Here is a 17,077-nt window from a genome sequence, read left to right as displayed (position 1 = left end):
TCCGGGTCAGTAGGCGAAGGCGAGCGGGCGGTCGGCGTCGTCGGTGTCGTCGGGTTCGGGGTCGGGGGTGACGTCGGGTACGCCGGCTTTGGCGTAGCGGATGAGCAGTTTGACCTCGATGACGGCGAGGGTGGCGTAGATGAGGGTGAAGGCGGTGAAGCTGGTGAGGACCTCGGTCAGGGAGACGCTGCGGGAGACGCCGTCGCGGGTGAGCATCTCGCCGAAGACGATCCAGGGTTGGCGGCCCATCTCGGTGAAGATCCAGCCGAAGGAGTTGGCCAGCAGCGGCAGGATGGGCATGGCGAGGCCGGCGCGGAGCAGCCATTTGCTGTTTGGGACGGTGCGGCCCTTGCGTTGGGTCCAGAGCACGAGCAGGGCGATGGCGGCGGCGGCGAGGCCGAATCCGATCATGAAGCGGAAGCTCCAGTAGGTGACCGGGATGATCGGGGTGTAGCTGCCGGGGCCGTACTGGGCGCTGTAGAGGGCCTGTAGGTCGTTGATGCCGTGCACGGTGCCGTTGGGGTCGCCGGTGCCGAGGTACGACAGCAGGTAGGGGATCTTGAGGGCGAACAGTTCGCGGCTGCCGTCGAGGCTGCCGATGGTGAGTACGGAGAAGGAGGCGGGGCTCTCGGTCTGGTAGAGGCCCTCGGCGGCGGCCATCTTCATTGGCTGCACCTGCGTCATGATTTTGCCTTGGATGTCGCCGGTGATGACGACGACGACGGCGGCGATGAGGGTGACCCAGGAGCCGAAGCGGGCGGCGAAGCGGTAGGCGGGGGTGTCGGCGCTGTCGCGGTTGCGGATCAGGTGCCAGAGGGCGACGGCGACGAGGAGGGATCCGGCGACGAGGAAGGCACCGGCGATGGTGTGCGGGAAGGTGATCAGGGCGACCTTGTTGGTGAGTACGGCGACGAAGTCGGTCAGTTCGGCGCGGCCGGTTTCGGGGTTGTAGCGGTAGCCGACGGGGTTCTGCATGAACGAGTTGGCGGCGAGGATGAAGTACGCCGACAGGTTGGTGCCGATGGCGGCGGCCCAGATGCAGGCGAGGTGTATGCGTTTGGGTAGCCGGTCCCAGCCGAAGATCCACAGGCCGATGAATGTGGATTCGAGGAAGAAGGCGACGAGGGCTTCGATGGCCAGGGGTGCGCCGAAGATGTCGCCGACGAAGCGGGAGTAGTCGCTCCAGTTCATGCCGAACTGGAATTCCTGCACGATGCCGGTGACCACGCCCATGGCGAAGTTGATCAGGAAGAGTTTGCCGTAGAACTTGGTGAGTTTGAGGTACTTCTCGTCGCCGGTGCGGTGCCAGCGGGTCTGCAGGATGGCGACCAGGACGGAGAGGCCGATGGTCAGCGGCACGAAGAGAAAGTGGTAGACGGTGGTGACACCGAACTGCCAGCGGGCGACGTCCAACGCGTCCACCTGCGACCCCCAGTCGCTCATACTACAAGACGTAGTAAATACTACCGGGCGTCGTAGAGGTTTCGGCAGGGGCGGGAGGCCCGAACCGGCCCGGGACCAATGACCCTGCTCACTCCTGCCGTACGGCCCGACCCGGGCACCCTCGGCGGGCACTGGCATGCGACCATGACCGGCTGATGGACCTCGCCCACTCCCCCTGGCAACCGCCGCTGATCTGGCGCGCCGCGCAGGTGCTCGCCCGCGTGGTGGTCGCGCTGCTGGCCCGGCTGGAGGTCACCGGCGACATCCCCGCAGCGCTGCGCGGCGGGCCGCTGATCCTGGCCGCCAACCACATCAGCCCGTTCGACCCGATCGTGCTGGCCGCGGCGTGCCGGGAGCGGCGGATCGCACCCCGGATCATGGCCACCGGCGGGCTGTTCCGGGTTCCGGTGATCGGCGCGGCCATGCGCGCCGCCGGGCACATCCGCGTCGACCGGGGCACCAGCGGCGTGCACCGGGCCCTGGACGACGCGGCGGCGGCGGCCGCTGCCGGCTCGGCGATCCTGGTCTATCCCGAGGGGCGCATCGGGCTGGATCCGGGTCTGTGGCCCGAACGCGGCAAGACCGGCACCGCCCGGCTCGCCCTGGCCTGCGGCGCCCCGGTCATCCCGGTCGCCCAGTGGGGCAGTCACGAGGTACTCCCCTACCTAGCGCCCAGAGGGCTGGTCGGCGGCGTGGCCCGCGCGCTGGTGCGCCGCCCGAGGGTGCGGGTGCACTTCGGCGATCCGGTGACGCTTACCGACCTGGCCGGCGGCGGTCCCGGCGCGGCCCGGCGGGGCACCGACCGGATCATCGACGCCCTCACCGGCGCCCTCGCCCCGCTACGCCCGGACGAACCCGACCGACCTCGCCACGTCGACCCCGGCCGACCCGTCGACACCAGCCGCTCCCACCGGCGCCGCTCCCCACCCCCCGAACCGTCCCGTTGACCACCAGGTTGACGGCAGTGTGGGTCGACCACTGCCGCCAACCTGGTGCAGGGGTGGGTCAGGGCAGCGGTTCGGCCCGGGCGGCCAGCCACAGCTCGTACCACTGTTCGTGGGTCAACTCGGGTGCGCGGTGCAGCGCGTCGGCGCAGGCCCGGATGCGCTCGGGGCGGGCGGTGCCGATCACCGGGACGATCCGGGCCGGATGCCGTTGCAGCCACCACAGCAGGATCGTCTCCGGCGTGGTGCCCGCGTCGTGCGCGAGCGCGGCGATCCGCTCGGCCGTGGCGTGTTCCGTCGCGCTCTGCTGGGCACCGGTGAAGCGGCCGCCGGCCAGCGCGCCCCAGGCCTGCACCCCGATCCGGTTGCGCCGGCAGTGCTCCAGCGTGCCGAGCGGAAAGCCGAGCGCGGCGGACTCCCCGGTGTTCACCAGCACACCGGCCTCCAGCCAGTCTCGGTGGGCCAGGCTCAACTGGAGTTGGTTGGCCACCAGCGGCAGGTCCAGGTGTGCCTGGAGGTAGGCCACCTGGGCGGCGGCCATGTTCGAGACCCCGAAGTGTCGCACCAGGCCCTGCCGGTGCAGCGACGCGAGGGCCTCGGCGATCTCCTGCGGGTCGGCCAACGGATCCGGCCGGTGCAGCAGCAGTACGTCGATCACGTCGGTACGCAGCCGGGTCAGGCTCTGCTCGACGCTGTGCAGGATGTGTGTGCCGCGCAGGTCGTAGTAGCCCGGTGTGCTGCCGTCGGGCAGGTGGATGCCGCACTTGGTCTGCAACAGGATGCGCGAGCGCAACCCCGGGGTGCGGGCGAGGACCTCGCCGAAGACGGCCTCGGACTTGCCGTGGCGGTAGATGTCGGCGTGGTCGAACGCGGTGATGCCGATCTCCAACGCGGCCTCGATCGCGGCGTGCGCGTCGTCGATCTCCGTGGCCCCGTAGGGCTGCCGGTCCCACTGCCCGCCCAGCCCCATGCACCCGTAGATCAGCCGGTGCTCCCGGATGTCGGTCGCGGCGCTGGTCGCCGGTCGTTCCTGCTGGTCACTCATGGGATGTGGATAGCACGGTCGGCGGTGGGCGGCCGGGTCGGGTGCCGGGCCACGTCCCGGTCGCCGGCAGGTCACCCGGGCCGGGCATACTGCGCCGTGTGTCGACCGGCTACGCCTACCTGGACGCCCCCGCTCCGCTCGCGTTCGCCCATCGCGGGGGCGCCGCCGAGGGCGACGAGAACACCGCGGCGGCCTTTGCCCGCGCGGTCGACCTCGGCTACCGGTACGTGGAGACCGACGTGCACGCCACCGCCGACGGAGTGGCCGTGGTGTTCCACGACGCCACCCTGGAGCGGCTCACCGGGCAGCGTGGTCGCCTCGCCGCGCTGCGCTGGGCCGACCTGGCCGCGGTACGCGTCGGCGGCGCCGCCGCGGTGCCCCGCCTCGACGAGGTGCTCGACGCGTGGCCGCAGGTGCGGTTCAACATCGACGTCAAGTCCGACCGGGGGGTGGAGCCGACCGTGGCCACGCTGGCCCGGGCCGGTGCGGGCGATCGGGTGCTGCTTGCCTCGTTCAGCGACGGCCGGCTCAAGCGGCTGCGGGCCCTGACCCACGAGCGGGTGGCCACGAGTCTCGGGGTACGTGGGGTGGCCCGGCTGCGGTGGGCCTCGCTGACCGGCCGGCCGTTGCGGCTGCCGCGCTCGGTGGTGGCCGCGCAGGTGCCGGTGCGCTACGGCCGGGTGCCGGTGGTCGACCGGCGGTTCCTGCGTACGGCGCACCGGCTGGGGTTGCAGGTGCATGTCTGGACGATCGACGATCCTGCCGAGATGCACGAGTTACTTGATCTTGGGGTGGATGGCATCATGACCGACCACGTCGGCGTGCTGCGCGACGTCTACCGCAGCCGCGGCCACTGGGCCGCCTGAACACCCGGGCAAAGGAACCCACATGGCCGAGACGGCGACCCCTGCCGCGCAGGACGACACCCCTCCCCCCGCCAGCACCCGTCGCGAGCGCACCGGCTGGTACTTCTACGACTGGGCCAACTCAGCCTTCCAGACGACAGTCATCACGGTGTTCCTCGGGCCGTTCCTGACCAGCATCGCCAAGACCGCCGCCGGATGTCAGCTCGGCGAGGACTGCACCGGGTACGTCTACCCGCTGGGCATCAAGGTGGCCGCCGGCTCGTACTACCCGTATCTGATCTCGCTGTCGGTGCTGCTGACGGTCTTCGTGCTGCCGGTGATCGGGGCCATCGCCGACCGGTCGCTGCACAAGAAGCGGCTGCTGGCCGGCACCGCGTTCACCGGCGCCTTCGCCACCATCGCGATGATCTTCGTGACCGGCGACCGGTATCTGCTCGGCGGCGTGCTGTTCCTGGTCGCCAACATCGCCTTCGGGGCGGCGATCGTGGTGTACAACTCGTTCCTGCCGCAGTTGGGCGGCCCGGACGAACGCGACGGCATCTCCAGTCGCGGCTGGGCGTTGGGCTACCTCGGTGGCGGCCTGCTGCTGGCGTTGAACCTGGTCGCGGTGCAGTCGTTCGACAACGGCACGCCGGAACGCACCCTGGATCTGGCCCGCTGGTCCATCGTCTCGGCCGGCCTGTGGTGGGCGGCGTTCACTCTGGTGCCGCTGCGGTGGCTGCGGGAACACCCCACCGCCGCCGCGCTGGCCGCCGCCGGTGGTGGCGGCAACGTGTTCACCGACGGGTTCCGGCAGCTCGGCCGCACCCTGCGGGAGGTCAAGGCGTACCCGTTGACGTTGTTCTTCCTGCTGGCCTTCCTGGTCTACAACGACGGCATCCAGACCGTCATCACGCTGGCCAGCCAGTACGGCACCGAGGAACTGCGGCTGGAGCAGAGCACCCTGATCGTGACGATCCTGCTGGTGCAGTTCCTGGCCTTCGGCGGCGCGCTGGCCCTCGGCGGGTTGGCCGCCCGCATCGGCGCCTGGAAGACGGTGCTGCTGAGCCTGGTGCTCTGGACCGTGGTGATCGTCGCCGCGTTCCGGTTGCCGGCCGAGGCGCCGCTGCCGTTCATGGTGCTCGGTGCCGGCATCGGTCTGGTGCTGGGCGGTAGCCAGGCGTTGAGCCGGTCGCTGTTCAGCCAGCTCATCCCCGCCGGCAAGGAAGGCGAGTACTACGGCTTCTACGAGATCAGCGACAAGGGCACCAGCTGGCTCGGGCCACTGGCGTTCGGTCTGGTCTTCCAGCTCACCAACTCCTACCGGGTGGGCCTGGTCTCCCTGCTGATCTTCTTCGTGGTCGGCTTCCTGCTGCTGCTGGCGGTGCCGATGCGTCGGGCCATCATCGCCGCCGGCAACACTCCGCCACGGGTGCTGTGACCCACACCGACGCCCCGCCGATGATCAGTTCGGCGACGCCGATCGGCTAGGCTGCCCGTCCGTGACTACCGCCGACGACGCCACCCCGACCTGCCTGGCCCGACCCTTGCTGGCCGGTCCGGGCGACAACCCGGCCGGCTGTGTCGCCGCCCGGGGCGTGGACGGCCGGCCGGCGCACGCCGCCGCCCTGCGGTTCTACTGGGGCCCGATGGACTGCGGAAAGTCCACGATGGCGCTGCAGATGAACTACAACCACGCCCGGCAGGGCCGCCGGGGCCTGGTCACCACCCGCATCGACCGTTCCCTCGGCCCGCAGGTCACCACCCGCATCGGGCTGGCCCACGAGGCCATCGAGATCACCGACGAGCTGGACCTGCGGGCCCTGGTCCGCGACGCCTGGGCCGACGGCGTACGGGTGGACTACCTGATCTGCGACGAGGCCAGCTTCTACTCCGTCGAGCACGTGGAGCAGATGGCCGAACTGGTCGACAGCTACGACGTGGACGTGTACGCCTTCGGCCTGGCCACCGACTTCCGGTCCTGCCTGTTCCCCGCCGCGCAGCGGCTGTTCGAACTGGCCGACTCGGTGGCCCGCATCCAGGTCGAGGTGCTCTGTTGGTGCGGCCGGGAAGGGCTGCTCAACGCCCGGGTGGCGGACGGCCGGGTGGTGCGGGAAGGCGAACAGGTGGTCATCGGCGACACCGTCGACGACGCCGACCTGCGCTACCAGGTGCTCTGCCGGCGCCACCACCGCACCGGCGACCTCGGCCCCCGCGCCTGACACGCCGGCCTCGACGCAGGCGCCGGGCCGGAGCACCGGCCCGAGAGCGACGCCGGCCCCGGCCGGAGCGCCGTAGCCACCATCGCCGTGGATAACGAAATGATCACTGCCGCGAACCTTTTCCGGCAGCCCGCCCCTTCTGGTGCATGACGACACCGACAGCGGGCCACACATCGGCCCGCGACACCAGCGGGGGTACGACGGATGAGGCTCGCGTTGCGGCGCGCCCGCGGCACGAAGGGGCTGCTGCTCGCGGCGGCCGGGGCGACACTTGTCGCGACGGTGGCCCTCACCGGCCTGGCCGGCTACAGCCGGGACGTGGTCGACTCCGGCACCCGCAGCGTGCTCACCTCGGCCAGCGCCGAGGAACGGTCGATCCTGGTGCGCGCCTCGGCCGGGCGTACCGCCGAGGCACTGGGCGAGCGTGACGGCGCACTGCGCGAGCGCGTCGAGACCGACCTCGCCGGGATGCCCGCCCGGATCAGCGCCGCCGGGTACGCCGCCGGCCGGCAACTGCGCGGCGACACCGGCGACGCCGTCGCCGACCGCACCGGCACCACGTACGCCTCGGTGATGTTCCTCGACGACCTGCCCGCACACGCCCGACTGACCGCCGGCACCTGGCCGAAGGCTGGCGCGAGTCCGGTGCAGACCGCGATCGCCGCCGCGGCCGCGACGACCCTGCGCGTCGGTGTCGGCGACCGCATCCCGATCACCGACGGGCTCACCGGTCGGGTCACCGAGGTGAGCGTGGTGGGCGTGTTCACCCCCGTCGACGCGGACGCCGCGTACTGGCGACTGGCCCCCGAGACGGCGACCGGCTCGATGCCGCAGGCGGCCACGTACGGGCCGATGACCGTGCACCGCGACGACTTCACCGCCCGGTTCCTGGCCAACGCCTCCGCCGGCTGGCTGGTCGAACCGGACCTGACCACGGTGGGCACCCCCGCCACGCTGGAGCAGTTGACCGACGCGGCGACGAGGATCACCACCGAGGCCCCGAAGGCGGCCGGACTCGGTGACTCCGCGGTGGCCACCAGCGAGATCGGCGCCCTGGTACGGCGGTTGCAGCAGGCCACCCTCGTCGGCCGCTCCGCGCTGGTCACTCCGATGCTGCTGGTGGTGGTGCTCGGCGGGTACGCGCTGTTGCTGGTGGCGGTCCTGCTCACCGAGCAGCGGCGGGGCGAGAGCGCGCTGCTGCGGGCCCGGGGTGCCGCCCGTTGGCAACTGGCCGGCCTGACCGCCCGGGAGGCCGCCCTGGTGGTGCTGCCCGCCGCCGTCCTCGCGCCGCTGCTGGCCAGCCAGGTGCTCGGCCTGGCCGACCGGCTGCCCGGGCTGGCGGCGGTGTCGCTGCGCTCGGACACCGCCCCGCTGATCTGGCTGGTGGCCGGTGCCGCCGCGGCCGGCTGCGCGCTGGCGATGGTCGGTCCCAGCCTGCGGCGCGGCGACAGCTACGTCGCCGACGTGGCCAGCCGGTCCCGGCCGAGCCGGCGCGGCACGGTGCAGCGCGCCGGGCTGGACCTCGTCCTGGTCGGCCTGGCCGTACTGGCCTGGTACCAGCTCAGCCAGTACTCCTCCCCGCTGTCCCGATCGCGCGGCGGGCAGGTGGGCGTCGATCCGCTGTTGGCCGCCGCGCCGACGCTCGGCGTGCTGGCCGGGGCGGTGCTGGCGCTGCGGTTGTTGCCGCCGCTGATCCGGCTCGCCGAACGCTGGGTGGACCGCAAGCCGTGGACGGCCGTCATGCTCGGCACCTGGCAGGCCGGTCGGCGTCCACACGCCGGGCCGGTGCTGCTGCTCGCCCTGGCCGTGGCGGTCGGCACCCTCGCCTGGTCGCTGGCCGGCACCTCACGCCGCTCCCTGGAGGACCAGGCCGCCCACCAGGTCGGCGCCGACCTGCGGCTGACCGAGACCAACAACGCCGCCCCGGCGCAGCGGGCCGACCAACTCGCCGACCTGCCCGGCGCGGAAGTGGTGCTGGCGGCCTGGCGCGACGGCGTACGGCTGGGGCCGACCGCCGAGCCGGCGACCATGCTGGCGGTCGACGCCGCCACCGCCCGCGAGGTGGTCCGCCTCCGTTCCGACCTGGCCGGCGGCTCCACCGACGAACTGTTCGACACCGTCGTCAACCAGCGCGTCGAGGCGCCGACGGTCGCTCTGCCGGCCGACGCCCGACGGCTGACCGGAGAACTGCTCACCCGCAGCGGCGGTGACGGCGCCACCGGGTCGGTACGCCACCAGGCGGTCCTCGTCGGGGCGAGCGACGGGCACCGGCCGCTGCCGCTGGGCACCGGCCGCGACGACGAACCGCTGCGTTTCGCCGTCGACCTGCCGGCCACCGGTGGGCCGTGGCGGCTGGCCGGGTTCACCGCCGAAACCGTCGGCGGAGCCGGAATGACCCTCGACTGGCAGGTGTCCGACCTGCGGGCCGGCCCGGAGGGCGTCGCCGGTACGCCGCTGGACCTGGCTGCCGACGGGCCGTGGCGGCTGGCCGACCGGGCCGGGGAGGTCACCTCGTCGACCGCCACCGGCGCCGCCCTGTCCACCCGTTACACCCGCCCCGGCGAACCGTACGACCGGCCAGCGCTGCGGCAGCTGACCATCACCCGACCGGCCGCCGACGGCCGGGTGCCGGTGGTGGCCACCGCGCGGGCGCTGGCGGCACTGCGCGTCGACGTGGGCGCCCGGACCAGGCTGTTCCTCGGCGGCGCGGACGTGGACGTGACAGTGGTCGACACCGTGGCGGCGCTGCCCGGCGACGCCCAGGACGCCGCCCTGCTTGTCGACCTGCGGTCGCTGAGCACCCGGCTCTTCCACGACCACGGCCTGCTGCCGTCGACCCAGGAGTGGTGGCTGGCCACCACGCCCGGTCAGGCGCAGCAGGCGGCCACGGCCGCCGCCGCGCTCGGCGGTCTGGTCGTGCTGGACCGCGCGGACGCCGCCGCCGAACTGGCCCGCGACCCGTTCGGGGTGGGTGCCCGCGGCGCCTTGTTCGCCGCCGCCCTCGCCGCCGTGCTGCTGGCCGCGGTCGGCGTCGCCGTGGACGTCAGCGCCACCGCCCGCCGGCGGGCCACCGAGCTGGCCGTGCTGCACACCCTCGGTGCGGGACACCGCCTGGTGGCCCGGTCGCTCCTGGCCGAGCAGGCGTTCCTGGCCGGGGTGGGCGTGCTGGTCGGGCTGGCCGTCGGGCTCGGTGTCGCGGCGACGATGGCGCCGCTGGTGATCCTCACCCCGTCCGCCGACCGCCCCGATCCGCCACCACTGTTGAGCATCGACTGGCCACCGGTGCTGGCCACCGGTGGCGGTCTGCTGCTGCTCGCGCTCGCCTTCAGCGCCGCGGTGTCGGCGACCATGCGGCGCCGCCTGACCGCCACCCAACTCCGCATCGGGGAGGACCGGTGAGCGCGAGGAGTGCAGCGCAGCGGAGCCCCGCAGTCGCGAACGAAAGGTTTGCTCGGTGAGCGCGAGGAGTGCAGCGCAGCGGAGCCCCGCAGTCGCGAACGGAGGGCGGAACCGGTGAGCGCGGTGCGGCGGATCAGGGTGTATGCGGCCCATGTGGGTCTGCTGGCGGTGCTGGGGCTGGTGGCGGCGCTGCTGGTGACCGGTGCGCCGAGGCTGGCCGACGGGTACGCCGACGCGGGGCTGCGCGCCGACGTGGACCGGTTGCCGCACCAGGTCCGCGACGTGTCCATCCTCGTCGAGTTCCTTCCCGACGCCGCAGGTGCGGCTGCCGCCGGTCAGGGCTCCCTCGACCGGTACGCCGGGCAACTGCCGGGTCCGCTGCCCGGCCTGGTGGATCGCCGGTGGTACGCCGCCGCGCTGCCCGAGGAGAAGCTGACCGCCACCGGTGACGAGCCGCCGATGAACGGCGGCGCGGTGAAGAACATCGGTCTGCGCGCGCAGACCGGGGTGCCGGAGGCGGCCGAGCTGACCGCCGGCCGGTGGCCGCGTACCCAGGCGGACGGGCCGGCCGAGCTGGCGGTGTCGGCGGCGGTGGCCGAGTTGCTGTCGCTGCGACCGGGCACCCGGTTGCGCTTCACCGGTGTCCGGGGGCTGGTGGCGCAGGCGCAGGTCGTCGGGGTGTTCACCGTCCGCGACGCCGACGACCCGGTCTGGGACGACCTGCGGCTCGCCCTCGACCCGATCGCGCCGATGGAGGACGGTGACCCGTACCTGGCCGAGGCCGTCACCGACTGGACGGGCATCGACCTGGTCTCCACCGCCACCAGCGTGCCGACCGGTTACTCCTGGCGCTACCGCCTCGACGAACAGCGGCTGGACACTTCGATGTTGACGGAGGTCACCGCGGCGGTGGCGGAGAGCCGGCGGATCGAGTGGGAGCCGGACTCGAGGGTGCAGACGTCGCTGGACTCGACGCTGACCCGCTTCGGCGACGAACTGCGGGCGGTGCGTTCCCTGCTGGCCGTCGTGCAGACCGGGCTGATCGCCAGCCTGCTCGGGCTGATCCTGCTGGCCGCCCGACTGGCGGTGAGCCGGCGCCGCGAGGAGTTCGCCCTGCTGCGGGCCCGGGGCGCCGCACTTGCCACGATCGGTTTCCGGACCCTCGCCGAGGCGGCACCGGTACAGCCGGTGGCCGTGCTGGTCGGTGCCCTGATCGGCAGCCGGGTGCCGGGGCGCGGCGCCGGGCTGCCCTGGGCGGTGCTGCTGCTGGCGGTGCTGACCACTGCCGTGGTGCCGGTGCTGGCCGTGCTCGCCCATCGCCGTGGCGCCACGACCACCGGGCGGGCCGACGTGATCCGGCAGCGTCCGTCGGCCCGACGCCTGACGGTGGAGGCCAGCGTGCTGGTACTCGCCGGCCTGGGGGTGCTGCTGCTGCGTCGACGGGGCCTCGACGCGGCCGGCGGTGTCGACGTGTACTTGGCCTCGGTGCCGGTGCTGGTGGCCGGCGCGGCGGCGCTGGTGGCGATCCGGCTGTTGCCGTGGCCGCTGCGGCTGGCGGGCCGGTGGGCGGCGCGGGCGCGCGGCGCGGTGCTCTTCCTCGGCGTGGCCCGCGCCGGACGCGGTGCGCCGGTGGCGTTGGGTCCGCTGGCCGTGCTGATCGTCGCGGTCAGCACCGGCGTGTTCGGTGGGGTGGTGACGACCAGCATCGCCGCCGCCCGGGACCGGGCCACGACGCTTACCGTACCGGCCGACGCCGTGCTGACCGGGTACGCCTTCTCCCCCGACGCCGCCGACACGCTGACCGGGGTACCCGGGGTGCGGGCGGTGGCCCGGATGTGGGTGGAGTCGAACCGGCGGCTGCTGTCGGAGAGCGGGACGCAGGCCAAACTGCTCGGGCAGGCGCGGGTGCTGGTGGTGGACGCCCCGGCGTTCGCCGATGTGGTGGCCCGCAGCGGCGTGGACGTGGACGTGCCCGCCGCGTTGCGGGCCGCCGCCCGCGACGGCGCGCCGGTGCCGGCGGTGGTGTCGGCGCAGGTGGCGGCCGAGATCGGCGGCGAGGCGGTGGCCGACGTCCAGGGCCGGTTGTACGGGTTCCGGGTCGCCGGGGTGGTCGACACCTTCCCCGGCGTCGGGTTGGGCGTCGACCGGTTCGTGGTGCTGCCGTGGCAGGCGCTGCCGGAAAACGAGTTCACGCCGATCGTGCCCAACCGGTACCTGATCGCCGGTGCCGACATCGACCAGGATCGTCTGCTGGCGGTGGCTGACGACGCGCAGCGCCGCCGGCAGTCGGACGTGCTCGGGGTGGAGGTGACGCGCCCACAGTTGCCGGCGGCGCTGGAGACCTGGCGGGCGTACCGGCAGGGGTTGGAGCGTACCGGGGCCAACGAGGTGCTGACGCTGGCCTTCACCGCCGGTGCCGTCGGCGGTACGGCGCTGGTGGTGCTGGCCGTCGGGTTCGCGGTGATCGCCGACGCCGCCGGTCGGGGTCGGATGCTGTCCCGGCTGCGCACGCTGGGCCTGCCTGCCGCGCACGGCCGGCGACTGTTGGTCTACGAGCTGGTGCCGTTTGTGGTGGTCGCGGCGGTGACCGGCACGGCGGTGGGTGCCCTGCTGCCCCGGCTGCTCGGCCCGGCGCTCGGGTTGTCCGCCTTCGCCCCTGGGGTGCCGCTGCGCCAGCAGCTGGATGCGCTGGTCGTGGGCGGGGTGTCGGCGCTGGTGGTGCTCGGCCTGGTCGCCGGGCTGGTCGCGGAAACGCTTGTGAACCGACGCAAGCGCCTCGGTGAGGTGCTGCGGCTGGGAGAGGAGAACTGATGACTGCCGGCACGAGCGTGGTACGTGCGGACGTACCGGATCTGGCCACGTTGCAGCGGCGGGCGGCGCAGCGGGCCGCCGACCGGGCCGGCGGGGCCGACCGGCTGCGCGGGCACATCGTCTGCGACGGTCTGGTACGCATCTTCACCACCGAGGGGGTGGAGGTGGTCGCGTTGCAGGGCCTGGACCTGGTCGTGGACCGGGGCGAGCTGGTGGCGATCGTCGGGGCGTCCGGATCCGGCAAGTCGACCGTGTTGAACATCCTGTCCGGGTTGGACACCCCGACCGCGGGGATCGCCCGGGTGGCCGGTTACGACCTGCTGACCATGTCGGCGCGTAAGCGGTTGCGGTACCGGCGGCACACGGTCGGGTTCGTGTGGCAGCAGACCGGCCGCAACCTGCTGCCGTACCTGACCGCCCGGGAGAACGTGGAGTTGCCGATGCAGCTGGCGCGCCGGGGTGGCCGGGCGGGCCGGCGGCGGGCCACCGAACTGCTGGAGATGGTTGGCGTCGGATACTGCGCGGATCGCCGGCCGGGGCAGCTGAGCGGCGGTGAGCAGCAGCGGTGTGCGGTGGCGGTGGCGGTGGCCAACGACCCGGAGGTGCTCTTCGCCGACGAGCCGACAGGTGAGTTGGACGAGGCGACGGCGGCGGAGGTGTTCGCGGCGCTGCGCACCATCAACGCCGAGCTGGGTGTCACAGTCGTGGTGGTCACCCACGATCCGCAGGTCGCCTCCCAGGTGCGGCGGACCGTCGCGATCCGCGACGGGCGCACCGCCTCGGAGGTGCACCGCACCGCGCGGGTCGGCGCCGACGGCGTCGAGGAACTGGTCACCGAGGAGTACGCGGTGCTGGACCGGGCCGGACGGATGCAGTTGCCCGCCGGGTTCGTCGACGCGCTGGCGCTGCGGGACCGGGTGAAGTTGACCCTGGAGCCGGATCACGTGCAGGTCCGCTCCGGTGAGCGAAAGGGCGCAAGGTGAGTGAGCAGCTGATCCGGGTCGAGGGGCTGTGCCGCGACTACGGCAGCGGCGACCGGGTGGTCCACGCGGTGCGGGACGTGTCGCTGTCGGCTGGCCGGGGCGAGCTGGTGGCGGTGCGGGGACGTTCGGGTGCCGGCAAGACCACCCTGTTGAATCTGATCGGCGGGCTGGACCGGCCGAGCGCGGGGCGGGTGTGGGTGGCCGGTCGTGAGGTGACCGCTGCCGGCGAGGCCGAGCTGCGGCGGCTGCGCCGCGACACCATCGGGTTCGTGTTCCAGTCGTTCGGGCTGATTCCGATCCTGTCGGCGGCGGAGAACGTCGGGGTGCCGATGCGGTTGGCCAAGGTGCCGGCCGCGCAGCGCGAGGAACGGGTGTCGGTGCTGCTGGAGCTGGTCGGGCTGGGTGGGCAGGCCGCGCAGCGGCCGTACGAGATGTCCGGCGGCCAGCAGCAGCGGGTGGCGATCGCGCGGGCCCTGGCCAACGACCCGGCGCTGCTCATCGCCGACGAGCCCACCGGTCAGCTGGACTCGGAGACCGGTCGGGCGGTGATGGACCTGCTGCGGGCGCTGGTGCACGCTCGTGGGATGACCGCGTTGGTGGCCACCCACGATCCGACGCTTGTGGAGTTGGCCGACCGGGTGCTGGTGCTGCGCGACGGCCGGCTGGTCGAGTCCACCGAGCCGGCCGCGGTGTGATCGGGTCGCCGCAGCTCGGCTCGACGGATGGCCAGCTCGGCTCGGCGGATGGTCAGTAGGGGTCGCCGCAGACCCGCCAGCCGGCGTCGTCGCGGACCACCGACAGCTCACGCTGCTCGGTGGTGCCGCTCTCGCGGGTCAGCCGTACGGTGACGGTGCCGACGGGTCGGCCGGAGCGGGTGGCCACGGAGACGTCCAGGATCTCGTAGTCGCGTACCACAGGTGGGGTGCGTACCCAACTGGTGAAGCCGAGTTCGCTCCACCGGGTGCGCGCGTCGGAGCAGAGCCGCCGGTAGGCGCCGTCGGTGTCGCCTGCGGTGATCTGCCGCAGGAATCCGTCGGCGGTTTCCCGGACCGGGCCGGCGGCCTGCGTGACCACCTGCACGTTCCAGGCGCCCAGCCCGGCGACGCCGACACAGCACAGGGCCACCGCGGCACCGGCGAGGACGAGTCCGGCCCGGACCGGTTGACGTCGCCGGGCCGGCCTGCTCCACGGCTGCTCGACGTCCACATCATCCGACGGTAGAGACTTCGCCGCGGCGATGCGGGCGAAAGGGTCAGCCTCGGCGGCGGGCGCGGGCCGCCCAGATGGCGTACGCGGGGTCGCGGTCGAGGTTGTGCCGGTCCCGGTCGTAGCGTCGGGTGGTGCGCGGATCGGCGTGGCCCATCGCGTCCTGCACGTCTTCCAGCGGTACGCCCTCGGCGCGGGCGGTGGTGGCGAAGGCGTGCCGCAGCGAGTGCGGCGACAGTCGGGCCCACGCGGGTATCCCGGCGCTGCGGGCGAGCCGGCGGACCAGCCGGAACACCGAGTGCCGGTCCAGGCGGGCGCCGCTGGCGGTGACCAGCAGCGCCCCGGTGAGCTGGGCGACGGGTACGCCCTGGCGGTCGGCCCGCTCGGCCAGGTAGGCGTCCAGCGCGTACGCGGTCGACGGGGTCAGTGCCCGGCGGCGGGGCTTGCCGCCCTTGCCGACGAAGCGCACGCTGCGGTGCCCCCGCTCCGCGCCGAGGTCGGCGAGGTCCAGGGCGACCAGTTCACCGACGCGCAGCCCGAGGTCGGCCAGCAGGGCGATGGCGGCGCGGTTGCGGGCGGCGGTCGGGCCGGTGTCGGCCTCGGCGGCGGCCAGCAGCGCGTCGACCTCGGCGGGGGTCAGTCCCACGGTGGCCGAGTGGTCGCGGTCGACGTGCGGCCGGTCGGCGCCGGTGACCGGGTTGGCGTCCAGGGCCCGGAGCTTGACCAGGAAGTCGTACCAACTGGAGAGGGCGGACAGCTTGCGGGCCACGGTGGCCGGGGTCAGTGGCCGTCCGGTACGCGCCGACCGGCCGTTCTCCAGCGCCCGGCCGTACTCGTTGACGTGCAGGAAGTTGGCCCGCAGCGGGTCGAGGTGGCGCTCGGCGCACCAGGCGAGCCAGCCGGCGACGTCGCGGCGGTACGCGTCGCGGGTGTGTTCGCTGAGTCGGCGGTTGCGCAGCCAGGCCTCGGTGACGGCGAGTGGCTCACCGGGCAGGGCGGGTTCAGCCGGTGGGTGTGACAGCACCGGAAGGTCGCGCGGACGCATGTGAAGAAGCTTCTCAGCCCCGCTGCCCGTTACCACCCAGGCGCGCCGACCCTTCAAGATCCCCGCCCCGCCCCGCCCCGCCCCCGCGATCTTGCACTCTAGGTCGCCAGTTCGCGGCTTTTGTCCCGCTATGTGGAGACCGGAAGTGCAAGATCGCGGGGAGGGGGGTCGCGTGTCAGGCGTTGATCTGCCTGCGGCCGTTGCCGCTCGCGGTGACCGTGACCCGGCGGGGCTTGGCCCGCTCGGCCACCGGGATGCGCAGCGTCAGCACGCCGTTCTCGTAGCCGGCTTCGAGCTTGTCCGTGTCGAGGGTGTCGCCCAGGAAGAGCTGCCGACTGAACACCCCCATCGGTCGTTCGGCGGCGACGAGTTCGATGCTGTCACCGGCGGGCCGGCGACGCTCGGCGCGGACGGTGAGCACGTTGCGCTGCACGGTGCAGTCGATGCTGTCGGGGTCGACGCCGGGCAGGTCGAAGGCGGCGTAGAAGTAGTCGCCGTCGCGGTAGGCGTCCATGTGCATGACGGCCGGGCGGTTGGTGGTGCCGAAGAACTGCTCGGCGAGCCGGTCGATCTCCCGGAACGGGTCGGTGCGCATCAGCATGTCGTGCCTCCTCGGTTCCTCTGGCCGAAGGTATCTGGAGTTGAGCCCTATCGACTCAACTTCACCTCCTTATTTAGCGCGCCCGCCGCACGTCGTCAAGTCGAGCGTCGTCAAGTCGAGCGATCGGTGGTCAGTGGTCGCGCTTGGGCAGCAGCGGAATCAGCGCGGCCGGCACCGCCAGATGCATGGCGCCCAGGGCGAGCTTCGCTCCGGCGGTGGCCTCGACCTGGATCAGGGGCGCGAACGACAGCAGGGTGGCCACCAGCACGAGGGTGAACCAGATGGTGGTGGCCCGGTCGCCGGCGAACCGTTCCAGCAGGGCCAGCGCCGCCCACCCCAGCAGGGCCGCGCCGAGCGAGGCCACGGCGACCGGAACGAGGTTGACGACCACCTCGGGTTGCCCCGGGCTGCGGACCGCGTAGTCGACTCCGCCGATCGCGGTGACCAGCCAGATCACGACGCTGGCCGCGACGGCCGCAAGGACGCCGAGGGCTCGACGACGGAGGGACGTGGTGGTGCTGACGGCGGACAAG

The 17,077-nt window shown here is 73.0% G+C and carries 14 protein-coding genes; 8 read left to right on the top strand and 6 right to left on the bottom strand.

Going from position 1 to position 17,077, the window contains the following annotated elements; all coding sequences use genetic code 11:
* Positions 1–6: 6 nt before the first annotated feature.
* A complete protein-coding gene (locus AC507J_RS16225; RefSeq protein ID WP_496290111.1) occupies positions 7–1,422 on the bottom strand; it encodes a cytochrome ubiquinol oxidase subunit I in 1,416 nt (471 codons plus the stop codon).
* A gap of 176 nt (positions 1,423–1,598) precedes the next feature.
* On the opposite strand from AC507J_RS16225, the gene AC507J_RS16220 reads away from it, so the two are divergent.
* Positions 1,599–2,390: a lysophospholipid acyltransferase family protein gene (locus AC507J_RS16220; protein WP_496289979.1), complete on the top strand. Its 792-nt coding sequence runs from the start codon at positions 1,599–1,601 to the stop codon at positions 2,388–2,390.
* A gap of 58 nt (positions 2,391–2,448) precedes the next feature.
* Here the strand turns inward: AC507J_RS16220 and AC507J_RS16215 are convergent, their stop codons facing one another.
* On the bottom strand, positions 2,449–3,432 hold the full coding sequence (locus AC507J_RS16215) for an aldo/keto reductase (RefSeq protein ID WP_496289978.1): 984 nt from the start codon (positions 3,430–3,432) through the stop codon (positions 2,449–2,451).
* 98 nt (positions 3,433–3,530) lie between these two features.
* Here AC507J_RS16215 and AC507J_RS16210 point away from each other — a divergent pair, with 98 nt between their 5' ends.
* From AC507J_RS16210 to AC507J_RS16180, 7 genes are all read left to right on the top strand, one after another.
* Positions 3,531–4,298: a glycerophosphodiester phosphodiesterase family protein gene (locus AC507J_RS16210; RefSeq protein WP_496289977.1), complete on the top strand. Its 768-nt coding sequence runs from the start codon at positions 3,531–3,533 to the stop codon at positions 4,296–4,298.
* Between the two features lie 22 nt (positions 4,299–4,320).
* A complete protein-coding gene (locus AC507J_RS16205) occupies positions 4,321–5,718 on the top strand; it encodes an MFS transporter (RefSeq protein WP_496289976.1) in 1,398 nt (465 codons plus the stop codon).
* 94 nt (positions 5,719–5,812) lie between these two features.
* A complete protein-coding gene (locus AC507J_RS16200; RefSeq protein ID WP_496290110.1) occupies positions 5,813–6,499 on the top strand; it encodes a thymidine kinase in 687 nt (228 codons plus the stop codon).
* Positions 6,500–6,703: 204 nt separating this feature from the next.
* On the top strand, positions 6,704–9,898 hold the full coding sequence (locus tag AC507J_RS16195) for an FtsX-like permease family protein (protein ID WP_496289975.1): 3,195 nt from the start codon (positions 6,704–6,706) through the stop codon (positions 9,896–9,898).
* Positions 9,899–10,012: 114 nt separating this feature from the next.
* Complete coding sequence (locus AC507J_RS16190) at positions 10,013–12,709, top strand: FtsX-like permease family protein (protein WP_496289974.1); 2,697 nt, start codon at positions 10,013–10,015, stop codon at positions 12,707–12,709.
* Positions 12,709–13,692 (top strand): ABC transporter ATP-binding protein, encoded by a 984-nt coding sequence (locus AC507J_RS16185; RefSeq protein WP_496289973.1) that lies wholly within the window; start codon positions 12,709–12,711, stop codon positions 13,690–13,692. Before AC507J_RS16190 ends, AC507J_RS16185 begins: the two co-directional genes overlap by 1 nt.
* Positions 13,689–14,387, top strand: a complete 699-nt coding sequence (locus AC507J_RS16180) for an ABC transporter ATP-binding protein (protein ID WP_496289972.1) — start codon at positions 13,689–13,691, stop codon at positions 14,385–14,387. Before AC507J_RS16185 ends, AC507J_RS16180 begins: the two co-directional genes overlap by 4 nt.
* A gap of 52 nt (positions 14,388–14,439) precedes the next feature.
* Here the strand turns inward: AC507J_RS16180 and AC507J_RS16175 are convergent, their stop codons facing one another.
* From AC507J_RS16175 to AC507J_RS16160, 4 genes are all read right to left on the bottom strand, one after another.
* On the bottom strand, positions 14,440–14,898 hold the full coding sequence (locus AC507J_RS16175; RefSeq protein ID WP_496289971.1) for an Rv0361 family membrane protein: 459 nt from the start codon (positions 14,896–14,898) through the stop codon (positions 14,440–14,442).
* A gap of 46 nt (positions 14,899–14,944) precedes the next feature.
* On the bottom strand, positions 14,945–15,943 hold the full coding sequence (locus tag AC507J_RS16170; RefSeq protein WP_496289970.1) for a tyrosine-type recombinase/integrase: 999 nt from the start codon (positions 15,941–15,943) through the stop codon (positions 14,945–14,947).
* A 175-nt stretch (positions 15,944–16,118) separates the two neighbouring features.
* Positions 16,119–16,544: an Hsp20/alpha crystallin family protein gene (locus AC507J_RS16165; RefSeq protein ID WP_496289969.1), complete on the bottom strand. Its 426-nt coding sequence runs from the start codon at positions 16,542–16,544 to the stop codon at positions 16,119–16,121.
* Positions 16,545–16,674: 130 nt separating this feature from the next.
* Positions 16,675–17,077, bottom strand: a 403-nt coding sequence (locus AC507J_RS16160) for a DUF6069 family protein (protein ID WP_496289968.1), incomplete at its 5' end; no start/stop codon positions are given.

The organism is Micromonospora sp. PRAS1 (genome assembly GCF_059553435.1).
Note: the sequence above shows the minus strand (reverse complement) of the source record. Positions and strands in the feature narration are given on the sequence as shown.